Here is a 17,979-nt window from a genome sequence, read left to right as displayed (position 1 = left end):
TCACCTTGAGGGCACGCTGGGCAACTGGCGGTCTTCGACCCGCCTGCTGCAAACCCGCTACCGAGGAAGGGCACTGTCCCTACACAATCGGTACCTCCATGTGGTGCCCGACATGCAGCCCGCCAAAGCCACCAAGCTCCAACTCGACCTCACCTCCGACCTGCAGAAGTGGCGGGCCTTCCTGGCCATCGCCGAACTCGGCAGCCTGACGCGCGCAGCGCTCTTTCTCGACAGCAACCAGTCGTTGTTGAGCCGGCACCTGAACGCCCTCGAACGCGAATGCAACGCGCGCCTGTTCAACCGCACCGGTCGCGGTGTGGCGCTGTCCGATGTGGGGCAGAGAATCTTTCCGCACGTCAAGGCGCTGCTTGCGGATGCCGAACAACTGGAGCTCGAGATTCGCGGCGAGGCGCGCGAACCGATGGGGCGCGTCACCATCGGCTCGCTGCCTTCGATCACGAATCCGATCGTCGGGCGCCTCTTCAAGCAGCTGCGCGCGCGCCACCCGGGCGTCCAGCTCAAGATCCTTGAAGGCTCGAGCGGACAGGTGGAAGAATGGCTGGCCGATGAGCGCGTGGACATTGCCATCCTCTATCGCTACGGCAACTCCCTGCCGCAGCAGGAACAGGCGCTGGCCACGGTCGACAGCTACCTGATCGGTGCCGCCGGCGACCGCCTCACAGCCGCCGCCGAAGTGCCCTTCAGCGCGCTGCATGAACTGCCCTTCATCCTGCCGGGCGCGCCCAACGGCCTGCGCACGGCGCTCGACGGCATCGCGCGGCAGGAGCGCATCACGCTGGCACCGGCAATCGAAGCCGATTCGCTGCCGCTGATGCGCTCCACCGTGGCCGAGGCTCGCCTGTACACCGTGCTGCCGATCCACGCCGTATGGGCCGAGGTGCAGGACGGACGCTTGCAGGCCGCGAAGATCGTCTCGCCCGGCGTGCAGCGCATTGTTTCCATGGCGCTGGCCCGCACCAAGGGTCCGGCCAAGGCCGTGTCGACGGTGGCGGCGGAGATCGTCGACATCGTCAACGACAACGCCCGCAGCGGCATGTGGCGTCCGATCGAGCCGGCGTAGCGTTGCGGTCCGCTGCATAGCAGCATTGCGCCGTGCGGGCAGCCACGGCGCCCGACCCGCGCCTATGCTCGTCCACTCAAGTGGCCATCCTCGAGGCCACGCGTGACGGAGACATGCATGCCCCTGCGATGGTTCGATCGACAGCTGCGCAAGGCCGCCATCGGCGCGGCCGCGCTGTCGCTGCTGGCGTGCACCGGCTTCGCCCCCGTCGACGCCCCGGCACGCCAGCGCGTGCTGTTGACCGAGGGCCCGGCCCGCATCGACGTGATCGTGGAAGGCCGGGGGCCCGCGGTGGTGCTGCTGCCCTCATCGCAGCGCGATTCGGAAGACTTCGACGATGTGGCGGCGCGCATCGCCGCCACCGGCTTCAAGGTTCTGCGACCGCAGCCGCGCGGCATGGGCGGCTCGACCGGACCGATGCAGGGATTGAGCCTGCACGTGCTGGCCGCCGACGTGGCGGCCACGGTGCGGCAGCTGGGCGGCGGACGCGCCGTGCTGGTGGGCCATGCCTTTGGACATTTCGTGGCGCGCGTGGCCGACCTCGACCACCCACAACTGGTGCGCGGCGTGGTGGTCGCCGGCGGCGCGGCGCGCACATTTCCGGCCGGCATGGCCGAATCGCTGGCCATCGCCTCCGATCCCGCGCAGCCGCGCGAGGCACGCTTGCGCGGTTTGCGCCACGCATTCTTCGCGCCCGGCAACGACCCCGAGCCCTGGCTCTCGGGCTGGCACCCGGCGCTGCGCCAGGCCTACCGACAGGCCGGTGCAGTGCCGGCCAAGGAACTGTGGTGGCCGGTGAGCCATGCGCCGCTGCTCGACCTGCAGGGTGCCGACGACCCGTGGCGCCCGCCCGCTTCGCGCAACGAACTGAAAGACGTGCTCGGTGACAAGGTCACGGTGCAGGTGATCCCGAATGCCAGCCACGCGCTGTTTCCCGAGCAACCCGCGGCGGTGGCGCAAGCTATCGTGGCGTGGATCGGCACGCTGCCACCCTGAACCGGACACCTTCAAGAAGCCACCTCATGCCACGCATACCCCTCTTTCCGACGGACACCATGAGCCCTGAGCAGTGCGCGGTCCACGACAGGATCGTCTCCGGCCCGCGCGGCAGGATCCAAGGGCCGCTGCGCGCCGCGCTGCACAACCCGGAACTGGCCGATAAATGGCAGGCGCTCGGCGCGCTGCTGCGCTACGGCACAAGCTTGCCGCCGCGGCTGTCGGAGATCGCGATCCTGGTCACCGGCCGCGCCTGCAACTCGCCTTTCGAGTGGTATGCGCATCGCGCAGAGGCCGAGAAGGCGGGCATCGAGCAGCCCGTCATCGAGGCGATCCTGACGGGCTCCGAGCCGCTCGGCCTGTCGGCGGACGATGCCGCCGTCTACTGCTATGCCGTCGAACTCAATCGCCACAACTCCGTCTCCGACGCCACGTACGGCGTGGCGCTGGCGCGCTTTGGCGCGCGCAGCGTGGTGGAGCTCACGGCGCTGATCGGCTACTACACGATGGTCGCGATGACGCTCAACTGCCACGAGATTCCCCTGCCCGAAGGCGTGGCGCCGGCCTTTGCCCTGCCGCAGCACGCGGAGCTTGCCTCATGAACGTGGCGCCGGCCACCGTGGCCGGATGGGACTGCCACGCCCATCTGTTCGGCCCCTACGACCGCTTTCCGCTGGCCCCGGAACGCAGCTACACGCCGCCCGAGGCCGTTGCGCCGCAGTACCTGGCGCTGCTGGCCCGGCTCGGCTTGTGCAACGGCGTGCTGGTGCATCCCAGTGCCTATGGCGAAGACCACTCGCTGCTGCTGCATGCGCTGGCGGCCCATGCCGATTTGCGCGGCGTGGTCGTCGTGCAGCCGGGCAGCCGATTGGCACTGGCCGGCCTGCACGGCCAGGGCGTGCGCGGGGCGCGCTTCAGCCACCGAAGCGGCGCCGGCACCAACTTTGCGGGGAGTGCCTCCTTCGATGACCTGCGTGCGCTGGCCCCGGCACTGGCCGATGCGGGCTTGCACGCCGAACTGTGGACCGACTGCCAGGCCTTGCCCGGCATTGCCGCCGAGCTCAAGGCACTGCCGGTGCCGATAGTGATCGATCACATGGGCGGCTTCGATGCCCCGGCGGGCGTCGACGCCCCCGGCTTTCGCGTGCTGCTCGACCTGCTGGCCTCGGGCCGGGTGTGGGTCAAGCTGTGCGCCTACCGCAATCTGCTCAACGTACCCGACTGGCAAGCCGGCCGTGCGTTCCAGCAGAAGATGATCGAGGCCAACCCGCAGCGCCTTGTGTGGGGCAGCGACTGGCCGCACCTGCGCGTGGCGCCGAGCCCGGACGCGGCATCGCTGCTTGCGATGTTCAAGGACTGGGCCGGCAGCGACGAAGTCGTCCGGCAAGTGCTGGAAACCAATCCAGCGGCGCTCTACCGCTGAAGCGTTCAGCCTTCCACCGGCTCGGTGGCGGCAAAAGAGGGCCGCGCGCGCAGCGTCTCGAACCAGGCCGCAAGCGCAGGGGCCGATGGGCGCCATCCGAGCGTGTCGAAACGGTAGTCGAGGTAGCCGAGCGCGCAGCCGAGCGTCACATGGCCGATGGAGAACGGTGCATCCCGCAGAGCCTGCGCCTCATCGTCGAGCATGTGCAGCGAGGCGCGGGTCTTGAGCTCGAACGCGGCGAGCAGGTCCTGCAGCGGCACTTCGCGTTCGCGTTCGTTGCGCCAGAGAATCAGCGCGTCGAGGAGTCCGTCGCCGAAAGCCTGCCAGCGCAGCGCCTGCCAGCGCGGCTCGCCCCGCGGCGGGAACAGCGCGCCGCCGGCCAGGTCATTCAGGTATTCGCAGATCACGATCGAATCGAACAGCGTCGAGCCGTCCTCGCGCACCAGGGTCGGGATCTTCGACAGCGGGTTGTCCGCCATGAGGGCCGGATTGGGCTTGCGCATCGCAGCAACCGAGCGAACCAGTTCGAGCCTGGGCAGCAGCCCGAGCTCGTGGGCGCAGACCATCACCTTGCGCACATAGGGCGACTTGGGCGACCAGTGCAGCTTCATCGCCTGGGCCATCAGATCGCTCCGGCTTCGCGCAGCGCATCGATGTCCGCCGTGCTGTATCCCAGTTCGGACAGGATGTCGTCGCTGTGCTGGCCCAGCAATGGCGGCGCGCTCTGCGTTTGCAGCGGGGCATCCGCAAAACGCATCGGACTCGCGACCTGCGGTGCGTCGACACCGCTCGGATGAGGCACATGGCGAAGCATCTCGCGCGCCTTGACCTGGGGCTCTTCGAACACCTCGGCGACCGTGTTGATGGGGCCGCAGGGCACGCCGGCCTTGTCGAGCGCAGCGATCAGCTTCTCGCGCTCCCACTGGGCGAACGCGTCGCGCAGCATGGCGGACAGCTCATCGATGTTGCGGACCCGCTGGGCGTTGGTCGCGAAGCGCTCGTCCGCGATCCAGTCGGTGCGTGCCAGGACTTCGCAGAGCTTGGCGAACTGGGCGTCGTTTCCGACCACGAGGATCACGTCGCCATCGACGCAGCCGTACACGTCCTGCGGCTGGATATTCGGATGCGCGTTGCCGCTGCGCTGCGGCACCTTGCCCGACACCAGGTAGTTCATCGCCTGGTTGGAAAGCGTCGCGACCTGCACATCGAGCATCGCGATGTCGATGGCGTCGCCGGCGCCGGTTTCATTGCGGCGCGCCAGAGCGGCAAGCACCGAGACGGCGGTGTACATGCCGGTCATCAGGTCGACGATCGGGATGCCGACTTTCTGCGGACCGCCGCCGGGGCGGCCGTCTTTTTCTCCGGTGACACTCATCAGGCCTCCCATTGCCTGGATCAGGAAGTCGTAGGCCGGCTGGTCGCGCCGGGGCCCTGTCTGGCCGAAGCCCGTGACCGAGCAGTAGATGAGCCGCGGGTTGAGCTTGCGCAGCGATGCCTCGTCCAGGCCATAGCGCGCCAGTGTGCCAGCCTTGTAGTTCTCGAGCACGATGTCGGCCCGCCTGGCGAGTTCCTTGACGATCTTCTGGCCCTCCGGCTTCTCGAGGCTGACAGTGATCGAGCGTTTGCCGCGGTTGACGGCCAGGTAGTAGCCCGCTTCCTTCGTGTCCTTGCCTTCGCCATCTTTGAGGAACGGAGGTCCCCAGGTCCGCGTGTCGTCGCCCATGCCGGGCCGCTCGACCTTGATCACCTCTGCGCCAAGGTCGGCGAGGATCTGGCTGGCCCAGGGCGCGGCGAGGATGCGGCTGAGGTCCAGCACCTTGACATGCGCCAGCGGCCCCTTGTTCGTGGTCATTCGAATTCTCCTTGTGTAGGGTGAATTCTGGAATCCGGTTCCGTCCCGGGCTACCAGCGAGCCCGCAAGACTGTGATGCGCGGCGGCGCATAGCGGCAGGCCTCGCGTGGGCGGCATCGCATAGCAGCTATGCGCCGCAGCGCGGTGGCACGGCGCGCTGCCCTGCCTAGAGTTCGGTCACGACAATCGGAGACATCGACCATGAATGGACTTTTCAGATCCGCAGCGGCACTCGCTCTTGCGCTGGCCGCAGCTTCGGGATGGGCGCAGGCCTATCCCTCCAAGCCGATCCGCGTGGTCGTTCCCTTTCCTGCCGGTGGACCGGTGGACCAGACAGCCCGCGCACTCGGCGCCAAGCTGGGCACGTCTCTTGGCCAATCCATCATCATCGACAACAAGGGCGGCGCCGGTGGCCTGCTCGGTGCCGACGCGGTCGCCAAGGCCCCCGCCGACGGCTACACGCTGCTGTTCTCTTCGGCGGGGGCGCTGGCCATCGTGCCGCACATTGCGCCGTCGATGCCTTACAACCCCCAGAAGGACCTGGCTGCAGTGACCCAGGCGCTGAAGGTGCCGGCGGTGCTGGTGGTGGCCGCGGATTCAAGATTCAAGACCTTCGCGGACCTGAAGGCTGCGGCCACCGGCAATGCCAGCAAGGTCAACTATGCCTCCGCCGGCAGCGGCACCACGCCGCACCTTCAGGCCGAGCTGCTCAAGCGCGAGGCCAGGCTGAACATCAACCACATTCCCTACCGCGGCGCGGCACCGGCACTGACCGACCTGATGGGCGGGCAGGTGGACATGATGATGGTCGACATTCCCGTGGTGCTGCCGTTCATCCAGTCGGGCAAGGTCCGCCCCCTGGCCGTGACCAGCGCCAGGCGCATTCCTGTCCTCAGGGATGTGCCGACGGTCGGCGAGCTCGGAATGCCGAAGGTGGAGGCCTACAACTGGTATGGAATGCTGGCCCCTGCGCGAACGCCCGCCGAAATCATCGACAGGCTGTACGGTGCTGTCGGCGCCGCATTGCGCTCGCCTGAGCTGAAGCAGCAGTTCGAGCAGCAGGGCGTGGAAGTCGTCGGCAGCAGCCCTGCGGAGTTCGGCCGGTTCATTTCCACGGAGTCGGAACGCTGGGGCTCGCTGGCCAGGGCGGTGGGCGCCAAGCTGGATTGAACCGGGGCGCTGCTCCGCGCGCCGCCGGGTTCAGGCGCGCGCCGCGCTTGGGCTCAATCGATCCGGATGCCGGCGCGCTTCACGACAGCTGCCCACTTGGCGGTGTCCGAGCGGATCAACGCAGAGAATTCCTGCGCAGAACCGAGCCGCACCTCGATGCCGGCATCGGCCATCTGGCGCACCATGTCCGGGGCCGACATCACCAGGGCGATCTCGCGATTCAACCGCTGCGTGATCGTCTTGGCCGTGCCGGCCGGCGCGAGCACGCCGAGCCACAGCGACATTTCGTAGTCGCCCATGCCGGGTGTCTCGGAGATGGTCGGCACGTTCGGCATCGCCGGGGAACGCCTGCGTCCGGTCGACCCCAGCGCGCGCAGTCTTCCACTCTTCACATGCTCGACGAAGTTCGATGTCGTATCGAACATCATCGAGATGCGCCCGCCCAGGAAGTCCGCCATGGCCGGCGCGCTGCCCTTGTAGGGCACGTGCGTCAGATCGACCTTGGCCAGGCTCTTGAAAAGCTCGCCCGACAAATGGCTGGTGGTGCCGTTGCCGGACGAAGCGAACGTCAGGCTGCCGGGGCTCCTGCGGGCCAGCGCGATCAACTCGGCCACCGTGGTGGCCGGCACCGCCGGATGGACCACCAGCAGGTTCGACGTGTTGTGCGTGAGCGTGATCGGCTCGAAGCTCTTGAACGGGTCGTAGCGAAGATTCCTGTACAGGCTCGAGTTGATGGTGAGCGAGCCCATGGTTGCGAACAGCAGGGTGTAGCCGTCTGGCGCCGCGCCGGCGACGGCCTCCGCCCCGATCCCGCCGCCGGCACCCGCCCGGTTGTCGATGATCACGGGCTTGCCCAGGCTTTCACCGAGCCTCTGTCCCAGCGCGCGTGCCATCAAGTCGGTGGCGCCCCCCGCTGGAAACGGCACCACCAGGCGAATCGCCTTGTCCGGATAGTCGCCCGCCCGGACCGGCACGCCGAGAAAGGCGCCCAGTCCGATCGACGCACCGGCCAGCACCCACCTGCGCCTTGACCGGCACGCATTGCCAGGCACGCTGCCGCGTTCGCCCGGATGGCCAATGTGCATGGCTCAGCGCCCCGTGAAGACCGGCGTGCGCTTCTCGGCAAAGGCGCGCTGGGCTTCCTTTGCATCGTCGGTCTTCGCGATCTGCGCCGTCATGTCCTGCTCGTAGCGGTAGCCGTCCCGCAGGCTCATGTCCTCGATCACGTTGAGCGTGTGCTTGCCCATCCGGGTGGACACAGGGCTCTTGGAGGCGATGGCGGCAGCGATCTCGCGAGCCGCGGGCATCAGGTCCTCGGGGGCCGTGCAGGCCTCCACGATGCCGAGCCGGTACAGCTCGGGCCCCGGCACACGCAGGCCTGTGAGCATCATGCGGCGCAGGCGCGAATGGCTGAACAGGCGCATGGCATGGCGGCAGCCGCCGAGCAGGCCGACGTCGACTTCGGGCAGCCCGAGCGAGGCCTTCTCCGAGGCGATGAGGATGTCGCTCGAAGCCGCCATGGCAAGGCCGGAGCCGAGTGCGGCGCCGTTGATCGCGCAGATCACGGGCTTGGCGCATTCGCGGATCGCGTGGAAGCATTCGCGCGTGCGCCGCGAGTGGGCCATCAGATCGCCTGGTCCCTTGATCACTTCGGCCCGTCCCTTCAGGTCGGCCCCGGCGCAGAACACCTTGCCTTCGCCGGTCAGGATCACGACGCGCACGTCGTCCATCTCGGAAATCTGGTCCAGGGCGCGGGTCAGCTCGTCATTGAGCACGCGCGTCAGCGCATTGACGGGCGGTGCGTCCAACGTCAGCGTGGCCACGTGATCGGCGATGGCCACCTTGAGCTGAGAGAAGTTGTCCATGATGTCTCCTGATGCCATCCGGCCGGCATGTGGAAGACGAGTCTACGGGCCGCTCGTCGGGGCGGCGAGCGCCATTGCGGCACAACAGCTATGCCTTGGAAGACATGGCGCGCCGCACCGCGCCAACACCGAAGGCCGTTGCGGGGGTTGCCGCCGAGGCCCGCTCGGGGATGCAGGTCTGTGCGCAAGCATGCTCAAATCGCTTAAGAATGTCCAAACGAACAGTGACCCACCGAATGATCGAAGCGTTCCGGGCTGCGATGCTGCACGGGGGTATCAGCGCTGGCGCCGAGGCTCTTGGAATTCCGCAGCCGTCGATGAGCCGGATCATCGCCGACCTGCAGAAGGCAGTCGGGTTCCCGATCTTCCAGAAGAGCGGGCGGACCATCAAGCCGACGGACGAAGCGATCGTGCTGATGAGCAAGGTGCAGCAATCCTTCATCGGCCTCGAAGAGATTGCGGGGTTCTCGGAACAGTTGCGCAAGCAGCGAACCGGCAGATTCTCGATCTGCACCATCCCGTCCATCGGCCACTCCGTGATGCCCGAGATCGTCGACCATCTGCGCAGCAAGTTCCCCGATGTGATGGTCAGCCTGACCGTGGCCTCGTACCTCGAGGTCGCGCAGAAGGTGCGCAACAGGCAGGCAGATATCGGCCTGACGGCGGATGCCCTGTCCATCGGCGCACTGGAAACGGTGGCTGAATTCCCCTCCGCCTGCGTGTGCATCGGGACCAGGAAATGGTTGCCCGACGGCGCAACCCATGTCGACGTCGAGGATCTGGCCGGCAAGCCCTTCATCTCGTCCACGGGCGCATTCCAGCGCAGTCTGAATGCCCTGTTTTCCGCGCATGGCCTCGTGGTCGACACGATGGTTGAAGCCTCGCTGTTCCATACGATCAGCGAGCTTGTTCTCAGAGGCATGGGCGTGTCCGTGGTGGATCTTCTGACCGGAGCCAGCCACAAGCTCAGGGGCGGCATCGCCATTCCCCTTCGTCCTGCGCTGACGTACACCGTCTATGCAACGGCCATGAGCGATACGCGTCTGGGACAGCCGGCTCGCGAGATGCTGCGCTGCCTGGAAAGTGCGATGGATGCCGCACGAACACATGTCGCCCGTGAATAGATCCATGACCGGGCAGTGATGGCTAAGTGGGAGGGGTCTCCATACGATGGCAGGCAACACAAACCTGCGATGGAGAGCTGACAAATGATCCCCTCGATGAAAGTTCAGACAGTGGCGGCTGTGCTGCTGCTGGGCAGTCTTGCCGCGGTCCAGCCGGCGCGGGCCGAGTACCCGGAAAAACCCGTGCGGATCATCGTCAACGCCGCCCCGGGGGGCGCGGCCGATTCAACGACGCGCGTGGTCGCCACCGAGCTGACGCAGCGTCTCGGGCAACCCTTCGTCATCGAGAACAAGCCCGGCGCGGCGGGTGCCATCGGGCTCAGTGAAGTCGCGAAGGCCGCCCCCGACGGCTACGTCATCGGCCACAACAATCTGGCTACTTTCATTGTGGGTGCGCTGACTGCCAAGCACCTGCCGTACAAGATCGATCAGGACTTCACGCCGATCGCCAAGGTCTTCACCCAGCCCAACCTGGTGGGCGTGAAGCCTGGTCTGCCCGTCAAGACATTGGGTGAACTGGTTGCCTACGCGAAGGCGAATCCCGGGAAGATCTCCTATGGATCGACCGGGCAGGGAACCTCGCTTCATGTGCTGACCGAGATGCTGCGCATGAACAGCGGGATCGAGATGACCCATGTGCCCTACAAGAGCGCTCCGGCCGCCGAGTCGGATCTCGCCGCCGGCCACATCGACCTGATGATCAGCAACTTCACGTCGATGGAGCCGCAGGTCAGGGCGGGCCGGATCAGGGCGCTGGCCATCACCGGTCCCGTCCGGTCGCCATCGCTGCCGAACGTGCCGACGGTTGCGCAGGCAGGTGCACCCTACCTGGAGATGGTTACCTGGGGCGGCATCGTGGGCCCCAGGAACATGCCGCCGGCCGTCGTCAAAAAGCTGAACACCACGATCAACGAGATCCTGTCCGATCCGAAGGTCAGGAAGCAGTTCGAGACCATGGGTTCGGAAGCGACGGTCGGTTCGGCCGAAGAGTTCTCTGCCCTGATCAAGGCCGACACCGCCAAATGGGGCGAGGTGATCAGAAAAGGCAACATCACCGTCGACTGAGCGCCGGCACATCACCATGCAGCAAAGTGAAATCATCATCGTGGGAGGCGGCTTGGTCGGCGCCGCGATCGCCTATGGGGCAGCCAGCGCAGGAGCCTGCGTGACGCTGCTGGACCAAGGCGACATCGCGCACCGTGCATCGCGCGGGAACTTCGGCCTGGTCTGGGTTCAAAGCAAGGGCGATGGCTTTCCGGCCTATGCCCGCTGGAGCCGGGATGCGGTGGCCCACTGGCCAAGGCTTGCAAAGGATTTGCTCGACCTGACCGGCGTGAACGTGGCGCTCGAGAACGCTGGAGGTTTCTGGATCGGCTTCGGCGAAGCGGAGATCGAGGCCCGTGGCGCGATGCTCGCCAACATCAGCAAGGCGACCGGCGGTACGCCCTATGAGGTGCTCGACCGTCGCGAGCTCAAGGCACGGTTGCCCGCCATCGGGCCCAAGGTCGCCGGCGGCACCTTCTGCCTGCTCGATGGCCAAGTCAATCCCCTGATGACGCTGCATGCCCTGCACGCGGGCCTGAAGAAGCGCGGGGCGCGCATCGTGTCCAGCGTCGACATCGCGACCGTGTCGCGCCGCGGCGGCAACGGCGAATTCGAAGCCAGCAGCAAGGATGGCCGGACATGGCGGGCCGCGCGCATCGTGCTGGCCGCCGGACTGAGCAACCGAGAGCTTGCGCCGCAGGTCGGGCTGCATGCCCCCGTTTCTCCGAGTCGGGGCCAGGTCCTGATCACCGAGCGGCTCAAGCCCTTCCTGCCGTTTCCGACGAACAAGGCCAGGCAAACCCATGAAGGTACCGTCCAGCTGGGCTCCTCCACGGAGGACGTGGGCCTGGACGACAGCACGACGGTGTCGGCCATCGAAACGCTCGCCAGGCGGGGCATCGCGACGTTTCCCATTCTGTCCAACGCGCGCCTGGTGCGTGCCTGGGGCGCCTTGCGCGTGATGACGCCCGACGGCTCTCCCATCTATCAGGAATCGAGCTCGCACCCGGGCGCATTCGTTGCAACCAGCCACAGCGGCGTTTCCCTCGCGGCCGCCCATGCGTACGTGCTCGGCCCCTGGATGGCCGGGTTCGCCGAGGAGCCCGAGGGCTTCGCCGAGTTCGCCGGCGAGCGGTATCTCGACCCTTCCAGGAGCTTTTCCAATGCACACTGAAATCGCCCGTGCGTACCCCGCGCTGTTCACTTCCGACGAAGACCTCGGCGCCGACACCGTCCGCATCCAGTTCGAGGATCGCACGCTGTGCGTCCGCGAGGGAACGACCGTCGCGGCGGCTCTGCTGCTCCATGGCGCCGGGCCCTTCCGGACCACGCCGGTGAAATCCTCCGCGCGGGCGCCCTACTGCATGATGGGCGTGTGCTTCGAGTGCCTGGTCGAGGTCGATGGCAAGGCGAGCCGGCAGGCGTGCCTGACCATGGTGCGCGACGGCATGGTGATCAAGCGCCAGCACGGTGCCTCGGCGCTCGACCTGTCCGACGAAGGAGCGCACCATGGCTGCTGCTGAATCGGTCGACCTGGTCATCGTCGGAGCGGGGCCTGGCGGCTTGGCCGCTGCCATCGAGGCTCGCAAGTCGGGACTGAGCTGCACGCTCCTGGACGAGCAGGCGGCGCCTGGTGGACAGATCTACCGCGCGGTCGATGCGTCCACTGCCAGGATGCGCGAGGTGCTCGGCGAGGACTACGCGGCCGGCGCATTGCTGACCGAGGAGTTCAGGCGCAGTGGGGCGAATCACGTTCGCGGCGCATCGGTATGGAATGTCGGCCGCGACAGGCAGGTCAACTATCTTCATGCCGGCAGTAACAAGGTGCTCGAGGGCCGACACATCGTCTTGGCGACCGGAGCGATGGAACGGCCGTTTCCGGTGCCGGGCTGGACACTGCCTGGCGTCATGGGTGCGGGAGCGGCGCAGATCCTGTACAAGAGCGCCGGGGCCTTGCCGACAGCGCCTGTCGTGCTGGCCGGCGGCGGCCCGCTGCTCTATCTGCTGGCCAGCCAGTACCTGAATGCCGGGGTGAAATTGGCCGCAGTGGTCCACACGACCGGTGCCGGCGACTACCTGCGAGCGGCTGGGCTCCTGCCGCGGGCATTGAGGGGCTGGCGTGATCTGCGCAAGGGAATCCGGATGCTTCGCGATCTCCGGGCGCACAAGGTCCCGGTGTACGCGGGTGCCAGCGATTTCTCCATTGAAGGGACCGAGCGCGCACAGGCCGTGTGCTTCACCCGGAAAGGCCGCATCCATCGCATCGAAACGCCCCTGGTCCTGCTGCACCAGGGGGTGGTGCCGAACACGCAACTGAGCTGGTCGCTTCGGGCCGAGCATGTGTGGGACGAAGCGCAGCTGTGCTGGGTGCCTTGCACCGACGCGTACGGCCAGATCGACCATTCCGGCATCTACATCGTCGGCGACAGCCGCGGCATCGTCGGTGCGAAGGCGTCGGCCTCCCAGGGACGTCTTGCCGCGATCGAGATTGCATCGCAACAGGGCAAGCTGAGCCTCGCGCAGCGCGGTGGCCGGGAAGAGGCCGTCCGCAAGGGCCTGCGCGCGAACCTCCACGTCCGGCCCTTCCTCGACGCCCTGTACCGGCCGCTCGATGCACATCGCATCCCCGCCCAGGAATCCGTCGTGGTGTGCCGGTGCGAGGAGGTCACGGCAGGGCAGATCCGCGGTCATGTGGCCGTGGGCTGCCAGGGGCCGAACCAGACCAAGGCCTTCGGCCGTTGCGGCATGGGTCCGTGCCAGGGTCGGCTGTGCGGGCTCACGGTCACCGAACTGATCGCCGACGCGCGTGGCGTGTCCCCTGGCGAAGTCGGCTACTACCGCATCCGCCCGCCGATCAAGCCGGTGACGCTGGGCGAACTCGCAGGCGTTGCCTCCTGATCGGACGCGTCCTGCGTCGGCCGCCTCACGCCTCTTTCAACTTTTCTCATTCACCGAAGACCACTCATGACAGAAATCAACCGGATTGCCACGGACAAGCGCCGCAGCAGAGCCGTTGTCTACAACGGCATGGTGTTCGTCGGCGGGCAGACCGCCGACGACCGCAGTCAAGACATCCGCGGCCAGACCTTGCAGGCGTTGGCGAAGATCGAGAAATTCCTCGCCGATGCGAGCACCGACAAGAGCCGCCTTCTCACCGCGCAGATCTGGATCAAGGACCTCGCGAAGGATTTCGCCGGGATGAACGAGATCTGGGACGCATGGACGGCGCCCGGCGCTGCGCCGACCCGGGCGACGGCACAGTGCGAGATGGGAGCCCCCGACGTGCTGGTGGAAATCATCGTCACGGCGGCAGTCCGATAGCCTGGCAAGCATTCTTCGGCGGCGCAACCGCCGCACCCTCGATGTTGTGGCGCGCCATGGCCTCGGCTCATGCGTTGCAGGATGCGATCCCGTGAGCGGTGAAGACCTCATCAGCTGAAAGTGAAAGGCGTCGCCGGGTCCAAATAGTTACCATGCTGTTTTGCCAGCCCGGCGGTTGCCATCGGCGCCGCGTGTCGTTCTCACATGTTGAATCTCCTTCGTTCCGACTGCCAATTTGGACAACGATTGGCGTCGCAGTACGGCATCGACGCGGTGCAGTCGCTCGTGAGCAGGTCGCGCTGCGGCTGCGAACTGGGAGTCGCGCACATGCGCTATGAGCTGCCGCATCTCTTCGTGCTGGCGCCTCTTCCCCCCGAGGACGCATTTCTTCTCAGCGTGGAGATCAACTCGGGCGGCAGCCGGCGCATCGTCCGGGATGGCACATCCCGACAGCTGGGCCTGCAGCAGGAGGGCGCCTTCCACATCGCCGATCTGTCGCAGCGCGCCTCGGCGTACGTCAGCAGCCCGTTCCACTCGATGTTCTTCCACCTGCCGCGCGCCACACTCGACGCATTTACCGAAGAGATGGAAATGCCCCGCGTCGACCGATTGCGCTGTGCCGCCGACACGCTGGACCCGGTCATCGCCAATCTGGGCCGCGCCATGCTGCCCGTGCTCACGCACCCGCAGGATGCAAGCCGGCTGTTTGTGGACCACGTGGCACTGGCCCTGAAGGCGCACGTGGTTCACGTCTATGGCGGTGGGGTCGACTGCGCCCCCGTGCGGACTCGGGGCCTGGCGCCCTGGCAGGAACGCCGCGCCAAGGCGTTCATGATGCAACACCTCGCAGGCGATGTATCGCTGGCTGACGCCGCTCGCGAATGTGCGTTGTCGCGCAGTCACTTCAGCAAGGCGTTCAAGCAAACAACCGGGCAAACGCCACATGCGTGGCTTGTCACGCAGCGCGTGGAGGCGGCACGCCGCCTGCTGGAGCAGCCTCATCTTCCGATCGCCGAGATTGCTGCGAGCTGCGGTTTTTCCGATCAAAGCCATCTGACCCGGGTCTTCACCGCGCACACGGGTACGTCGCCCGCGCGCTGGCGGCGCTTGAACGCGGGCTGATCGGCGCCCTTTTCAGGGCGTCCAGGTCGACCTCGGCAACAGCGCCGGGACCAGCTGCCGGTTCAGCTGCTTCACCCACCACTGAAGCGCCTTTCCCTTCGCGCCGGTCTTCCACGCCAGCCAGAACGCCTCGGGTGTGCGCGGTTCTTCGGTCTGCAATTCGATCAGCGTGCCGCGCGCCAGCTCGCCCTCTATGCAAGCCCGTGGCAGGAAGCCGTGGCCCAGGCCCGCCGCCTGGCAGGCAATCTTCGCGGCCATGGTCGGCACGGCCACGCGATGCTGGCCCGCGAGCAGGCCCACGGTGCGGTCGGACAGCGTGCGTGCGCTGTCGCTCACCACGATGGCGTTGTGCTCGAGCAGGTCGCCGCGATGCAGCGGCCGGCCGAGCCGGGTCAGCGGATGTGTCGGCGAGACGCAGAACGCGAAGTCGAGGCTGCCCACCATCACGGCCTGGTAGCCGCCGCCGGCCGGCCCTTCGCCCGCGCCGATGACGATGTCGGCGCGGCCTTCGCGCAGCGCCTCCCAGCTGCCGGTGAGCGCCTCGCAGCCGATGCGCAGCCGCGTGCCGCAGCGCAGTGCTTCGAAGGCGCGGATGTCGTCGATCAGTGCCTGCGTGGGAATCAACGAGTCGTGCACCAGCCGCAGTTCCGATTCGAAGCCCGTGGCGATCTGCCGCATGCGCGATTCGAGATCGCTCGCGGCGCCGAGCAGCCAGCGGCCTTCCCTGAGCATTTCTTCGCCGGCCGCGGTGAGGGTCACGCGCGGCCCATTGCGCACGAACAGCAGCATGTCCAGCTGCTCCTCGAGCTTGCCCACGGCGTACGAGATGGTCGAAGGCACCTTGTTCAAGCGCGCGCCCGCGGCGGCAAAGGAGCCGTGGCGCGCGATGGCGTCCACGAGTTCGATGGCTTCGAGGCTGAGTCTGAGCATGGGCCAAGTCCTTGAAAATGAATCATCGAAAAGTTCGATGGTAGAAGGCTAAAAGTTTCGTCCATCGGCCTTGATGAAAGAAAGATGATTCAGCCATGCCTTGGAGATTCTCTCCCCGGCCATTGTGAATCACATCGAACCAATCGACCACAAAGGACGTAAATCATGTTGGATATTCGCAGCGCCAATGACCGCGGACTCGCAGACTTCGGCTGGCTCAAGTCGCGCCACACCTTCTCGTTCGGCCACTATCACGACCCGGAGCAGGAAGGTTTCTCGGACCTGCTGGTGATCAATGACGACCGCGTGCATCCCGGTCGCGGCTTCGGCACCCACCCGCACCGCGACATGGAAATCTTCTCGTACGTACTCGACGGCGCCCTCGAGCACAAGGACTCGATGGGCACGGGCTCTGTCATCCGCCCCGGCGATGTGCAGATGATGAGTGCGGGAACCGGCGTGCGCCACAGCGAGTTCAATTCGTCGGCCACCGATCCGCTGCACTTCCTGCAGATCTGGATCGTGCCGAACGCCAAGGGCGTTGCACCGCGCTATCAGCAGGTGCACTTCGCGCCCGAAGAAAAGCGCGGCCGCCTGCGGCTGATCATTTCGCCCGAGGGCACGGACGGCTCGCTCGCCGTGCACCAGGACGCCCGCGTCTACGCCGGCCTCTTCGATGGCGATGAAAGCACGTCGCTCACGCTCGGCCCCGACCGCCATGCCTATGTGCATGTGGCGCGCGGCAGCGTCGAAGTCAACGGCCAGCGGCTGGGCGAGGGCGATGGCGCGCGGGTGCGGGGCGAACAGCGCATCGACCTGGCACGCGGCGAAGGCGCCGAGGTGCTGGTGTTCGACCTGCGGCCGAACGAGTTGCCTTCCTTCTGATAACTCATGCGCGCCGTCGGCCGGCGCGGACGGCAAATGTCCAAACGGCCTCACTAATCGACAAGACATGCGTTCTCGCAGAAACGAGGATGCATGGCACGCAAAAGCCCCCCTTTTATCGTCAACCCACGGAGAGTCCCATGTCCATCAAAGCCACCCCCACCGCCGGCGCCAAGCTGCTGACCCCCACCGACCACACGCTGGTGATGATCGACTTCCAGTCGCAGATGGCCTTTGCCACACACTCGATCGATGCCGTGAACCTGCGCAACAACGCTGCCCTCGTGGCCAATGCGGCGGCCGGGTTCGGCGTGTCCACCATCCTCACGACCGTGGCCGAGAAGAGTTTTTCGGGCCCGATGTTCAGCGAGATCACCGACGCCTTCCCGGGCCAGAAGATGCTCGACCGCACCTCGATGAACACCTGGGAAGACGCAGCCGTGATCGACCGCGTGAACCAGATCGGCAAGAAGCGGATCGTGCTCGCGGGCCTGTGGACCGGCGTGTGCATCGTCGGGCCGGCGCTCTCGGCCATCGACCAGGGCTTCGAGGTGTTCGTGATCGCCGATGCCTGCGGCGATGTGTCGGCCGAGGCGCACAACCGCGCGATGGACCGCATGGTGCAGGCCGGCGCGCAGCCGATGACCTCGCTGCAATACCTTCTCGAGCTGCAGCGCGACTGGGCCCGCACCGACACCTACGAAATGACCACCGGCATTGCCAAGAAATTCGGTGGTGCTTATGGTCTGGGTGTGACTTACGCGAAAACCATGTTTGGCGCCCACGAAGGCTGAACGCCGCGGTGAACAAGATGAAGCCCTACGTCCTGTCGCTCGCGCTCGGCCTTCTGGTCGGCGTGATCTACGCACTGTTCCAGGTGCGCTCGCCGGCGCCGCCGGTCATCGCCCTGGTGGGGCTTCTCGGGATCCTGCTCGGCGAGCAGATCCCGCCGCTCATCAAGAGCGTGATCAAGCCGCAGGCCACTGCGGCGTCGTGGCTGCAGCACCAGGTCAAACCGCATGTGTTCGGCGAACTGCCGCAATGCGCCAAGGCCGAGTCGGGCGCCTCTGCGCGCAAAGACGCATGAACGATCCGCTCGACGAACAACGCCGCCGGCTGTGCCTGGGCACGCTGGGCGCCGCCGCCCTTGCCGGAGCGGCAAGCGC

Annotated in this window: 20 protein-coding genes; 15 read left to right on the top strand and 5 right to left on the bottom strand. The window is 66.6% G+C overall.

Going from position 1 to position 17,979, the window contains the following annotated elements; translation table 11 throughout:
* Positions 1-112 precede the first annotated feature (112 nt).
* From QFZ47_RS01385 to QFZ47_RS01370, 4 genes are all read left to right on the top strand, one after another.
* Positions 113-1,081, top strand: coding sequence for a LysR family transcriptional regulator (locus tag QFZ47_RS01385; RefSeq protein WP_307653911.1), 969 nt, complete (start codon positions 113-115; stop codon positions 1,079-1,081).
* A 117-nt stretch (positions 1,082-1,198) separates the two neighbouring features.
* On the top strand, positions 1,199-2,077 hold the full coding sequence (locus tag QFZ47_RS01380) for an alpha/beta fold hydrolase (protein WP_307653910.1): 879 nt from the start codon (positions 1,199-1,201) through the stop codon (positions 2,075-2,077).
* A 26-nt stretch (positions 2,078-2,103) separates the two neighbouring features.
* Positions 2,104-2,679 (top strand): carboxymuconolactone decarboxylase family protein, encoded by a 576-nt coding sequence (locus tag QFZ47_RS01375; RefSeq protein ID WP_307653909.1) that lies wholly within the window; start codon positions 2,104-2,106, stop codon positions 2,677-2,679.
* The gene (locus QFZ47_RS01370; RefSeq protein ID WP_307653908.1) at positions 2,676-3,500 is read left to right on the top strand and encodes an amidohydrolase family protein; all 825 of its coding nucleotides are present in this window, start codon (positions 2,676-2,678) and stop codon (positions 3,498-3,500) included. The genes QFZ47_RS01375 and QFZ47_RS01370 overlap by 4 nt, the downstream gene beginning before the upstream one ends.
* A 5-nt stretch (positions 3,501-3,505) precedes the next feature.
* On the opposite strand, the gene QFZ47_RS01365 is transcribed toward QFZ47_RS01370, so the two are convergent.
* Both QFZ47_RS01365 and QFZ47_RS01360 read right to left on the bottom strand, forming a co-directional pair.
* Positions 3,506-4,123, bottom strand: coding sequence for a glutathione S-transferase family protein (locus tag QFZ47_RS01365; protein WP_307653907.1), 618 nt, complete (start codon positions 4,121-4,123; stop codon positions 3,506-3,508).
* Entirely contained in the window at positions 4,123-5,352 is a 1,230-nt protein-coding gene (locus QFZ47_RS01360; RefSeq protein ID WP_307653906.1) for a CaiB/BaiF CoA transferase family protein, read from the bottom strand. Before QFZ47_RS01360 ends, QFZ47_RS01365 begins: the two co-directional genes overlap by 1 nt.
* Positions 5,353-5,553: 201 nt before the next feature.
* Between QFZ47_RS01360 and QFZ47_RS01355 the strand changes: the two genes are divergently transcribed.
* On the top strand, positions 5,554-6,522 hold the full coding sequence (locus QFZ47_RS01355; RefSeq protein ID WP_307653905.1) for a Bug family tripartite tricarboxylate transporter substrate binding protein: 969 nt from the start codon (positions 5,554-5,556) through the stop codon (positions 6,520-6,522).
* A gap of 53 nt (positions 6,523-6,575) precedes the next feature.
* Here the strand turns inward: QFZ47_RS01355 and QFZ47_RS01350 are convergent, their stop codons facing one another.
* Both QFZ47_RS01350 and QFZ47_RS01345 read right to left on the bottom strand, forming a co-directional pair.
* On the bottom strand, positions 6,576-7,607 hold the full coding sequence (locus QFZ47_RS01350; RefSeq protein ID WP_307653904.1) for a Bug family tripartite tricarboxylate transporter substrate binding protein: 1,032 nt from the start codon (positions 7,605-7,607) through the stop codon (positions 6,576-6,578).
* Between the two features lie 3 nt (positions 7,608-7,610).
* On the bottom strand, positions 7,611-8,387 hold the full coding sequence (locus tag QFZ47_RS01345) for an enoyl-CoA hydratase/isomerase family protein (protein WP_307653903.1): 777 nt from the start codon (positions 8,385-8,387) through the stop codon (positions 7,611-7,613).
* Between the two features lie 236 nt (positions 8,388-8,623).
* Between QFZ47_RS01345 and QFZ47_RS01340 the strand changes: the two genes are divergently transcribed.
* The 7 genes from QFZ47_RS01340 to QFZ47_RS01310 all read left to right on the top strand — a co-directional run bounded on the left by QFZ47_RS01340 (position 8,624) and on the right by QFZ47_RS01310 (position 14,998).
* Positions 8,624-9,511, top strand: coding sequence for a LysR family transcriptional regulator (locus QFZ47_RS01340; protein ID WP_307653902.1), 888 nt, complete (start codon positions 8,624-8,626; stop codon positions 9,509-9,511).
* Positions 9,512-9,595: 84 nt separating this feature from the next.
* Complete coding sequence (locus QFZ47_RS01335; RefSeq protein ID WP_307653901.1) at positions 9,596-10,576, top strand: Bug family tripartite tricarboxylate transporter substrate binding protein; 981 nt, start codon at positions 9,596-9,598, stop codon at positions 10,574-10,576.
* Between the two features lie 16 nt (positions 10,577-10,592).
* A complete protein-coding gene (locus QFZ47_RS01330) occupies positions 10,593-11,729 on the top strand; it encodes an NAD(P)/FAD-dependent oxidoreductase (RefSeq protein WP_307653900.1) in 1,137 nt (378 codons plus the stop codon).
* Positions 11,719-12,078, top strand: coding sequence for a (2Fe-2S)-binding protein (locus tag QFZ47_RS01325; RefSeq protein ID WP_307653899.1), 360 nt, complete (start codon positions 11,719-11,721; stop codon positions 12,076-12,078). Before QFZ47_RS01330 ends, QFZ47_RS01325 begins: the two co-directional genes overlap by 11 nt.
* Positions 12,065-13,453, top strand: coding sequence for an FAD/NAD(P)-dependent oxidoreductase (locus QFZ47_RS01320; protein ID WP_307653898.1), 1,389 nt, complete (start codon positions 12,065-12,067; stop codon positions 13,451-13,453). The genes QFZ47_RS01325 and QFZ47_RS01320 overlap by 14 nt, the downstream gene beginning before the upstream one ends.
* 66 nt (positions 13,454-13,519) lie before the next feature.
* Positions 13,520-13,876, top strand: coding sequence for a RidA family protein (locus QFZ47_RS01315; protein WP_307653897.1), 357 nt, complete (start codon positions 13,520-13,522; stop codon positions 13,874-13,876).
* A gap of 204 nt (positions 13,877-14,080) precedes the next feature.
* Complete coding sequence (locus QFZ47_RS01310; protein WP_307653896.1) at positions 14,081-14,998, top strand: AraC family transcriptional regulator; 918 nt, start codon at positions 14,081-14,083, stop codon at positions 14,996-14,998.
* A 12-nt stretch (positions 14,999-15,010) separates the two neighbouring features.
* Here the strand turns inward: QFZ47_RS01310 and QFZ47_RS01305 are convergent, their stop codons facing one another.
* Positions 15,011-15,928: a LysR family transcriptional regulator gene (locus QFZ47_RS01305; protein ID WP_307653895.1), complete on the bottom strand. Its 918-nt coding sequence runs from the start codon at positions 15,926-15,928 to the stop codon at positions 15,011-15,013.
* Positions 15,929-16,093: 165 nt separating this feature from the next.
* Between QFZ47_RS01305 and QFZ47_RS01300 the strand changes: the two genes are divergently transcribed.
* From QFZ47_RS01300 to QFZ47_RS01290, 3 genes are all read left to right on the top strand, one after another.
* Entirely contained in the window at positions 16,094-16,813 is a 720-nt protein-coding gene (locus tag QFZ47_RS01300; RefSeq protein ID WP_307653894.1) for a pirin family protein, read from the top strand.
* Positions 16,814-16,953: 140 nt separating this feature from the next.
* Positions 16,954-17,607, top strand: a complete 654-nt coding sequence (locus QFZ47_RS01295; protein WP_307653893.1) for a hydrolase — start codon at positions 16,954-16,956, stop codon at positions 17,605-17,607.
* A gap of 17 nt (positions 17,608-17,624) precedes the next feature.
* Positions 17,625-17,900: a DUF1427 family protein gene (locus QFZ47_RS01290; RefSeq protein WP_307653892.1), complete on the top strand. Its 276-nt coding sequence runs from the start codon at positions 17,625-17,627 to the stop codon at positions 17,898-17,900.
* The last annotated feature ends 79 nt before the right edge of the window (positions 17,901-17,979 follow it).

Origin of the sequence: Variovorax paradoxus, from assembly GCF_030815975.1 — a bacterium.
Taxonomy (GTDB): Bacteria; Pseudomonadota; Gammaproteobacteria; order Burkholderiales; family Burkholderiaceae_C; genus Variovorax; species Variovorax paradoxus_N.
The sequence above is the reverse complement of the archived record's forward strand: the minus strand, read 5'-3'. Positions and strand labels throughout refer to the sequence as shown.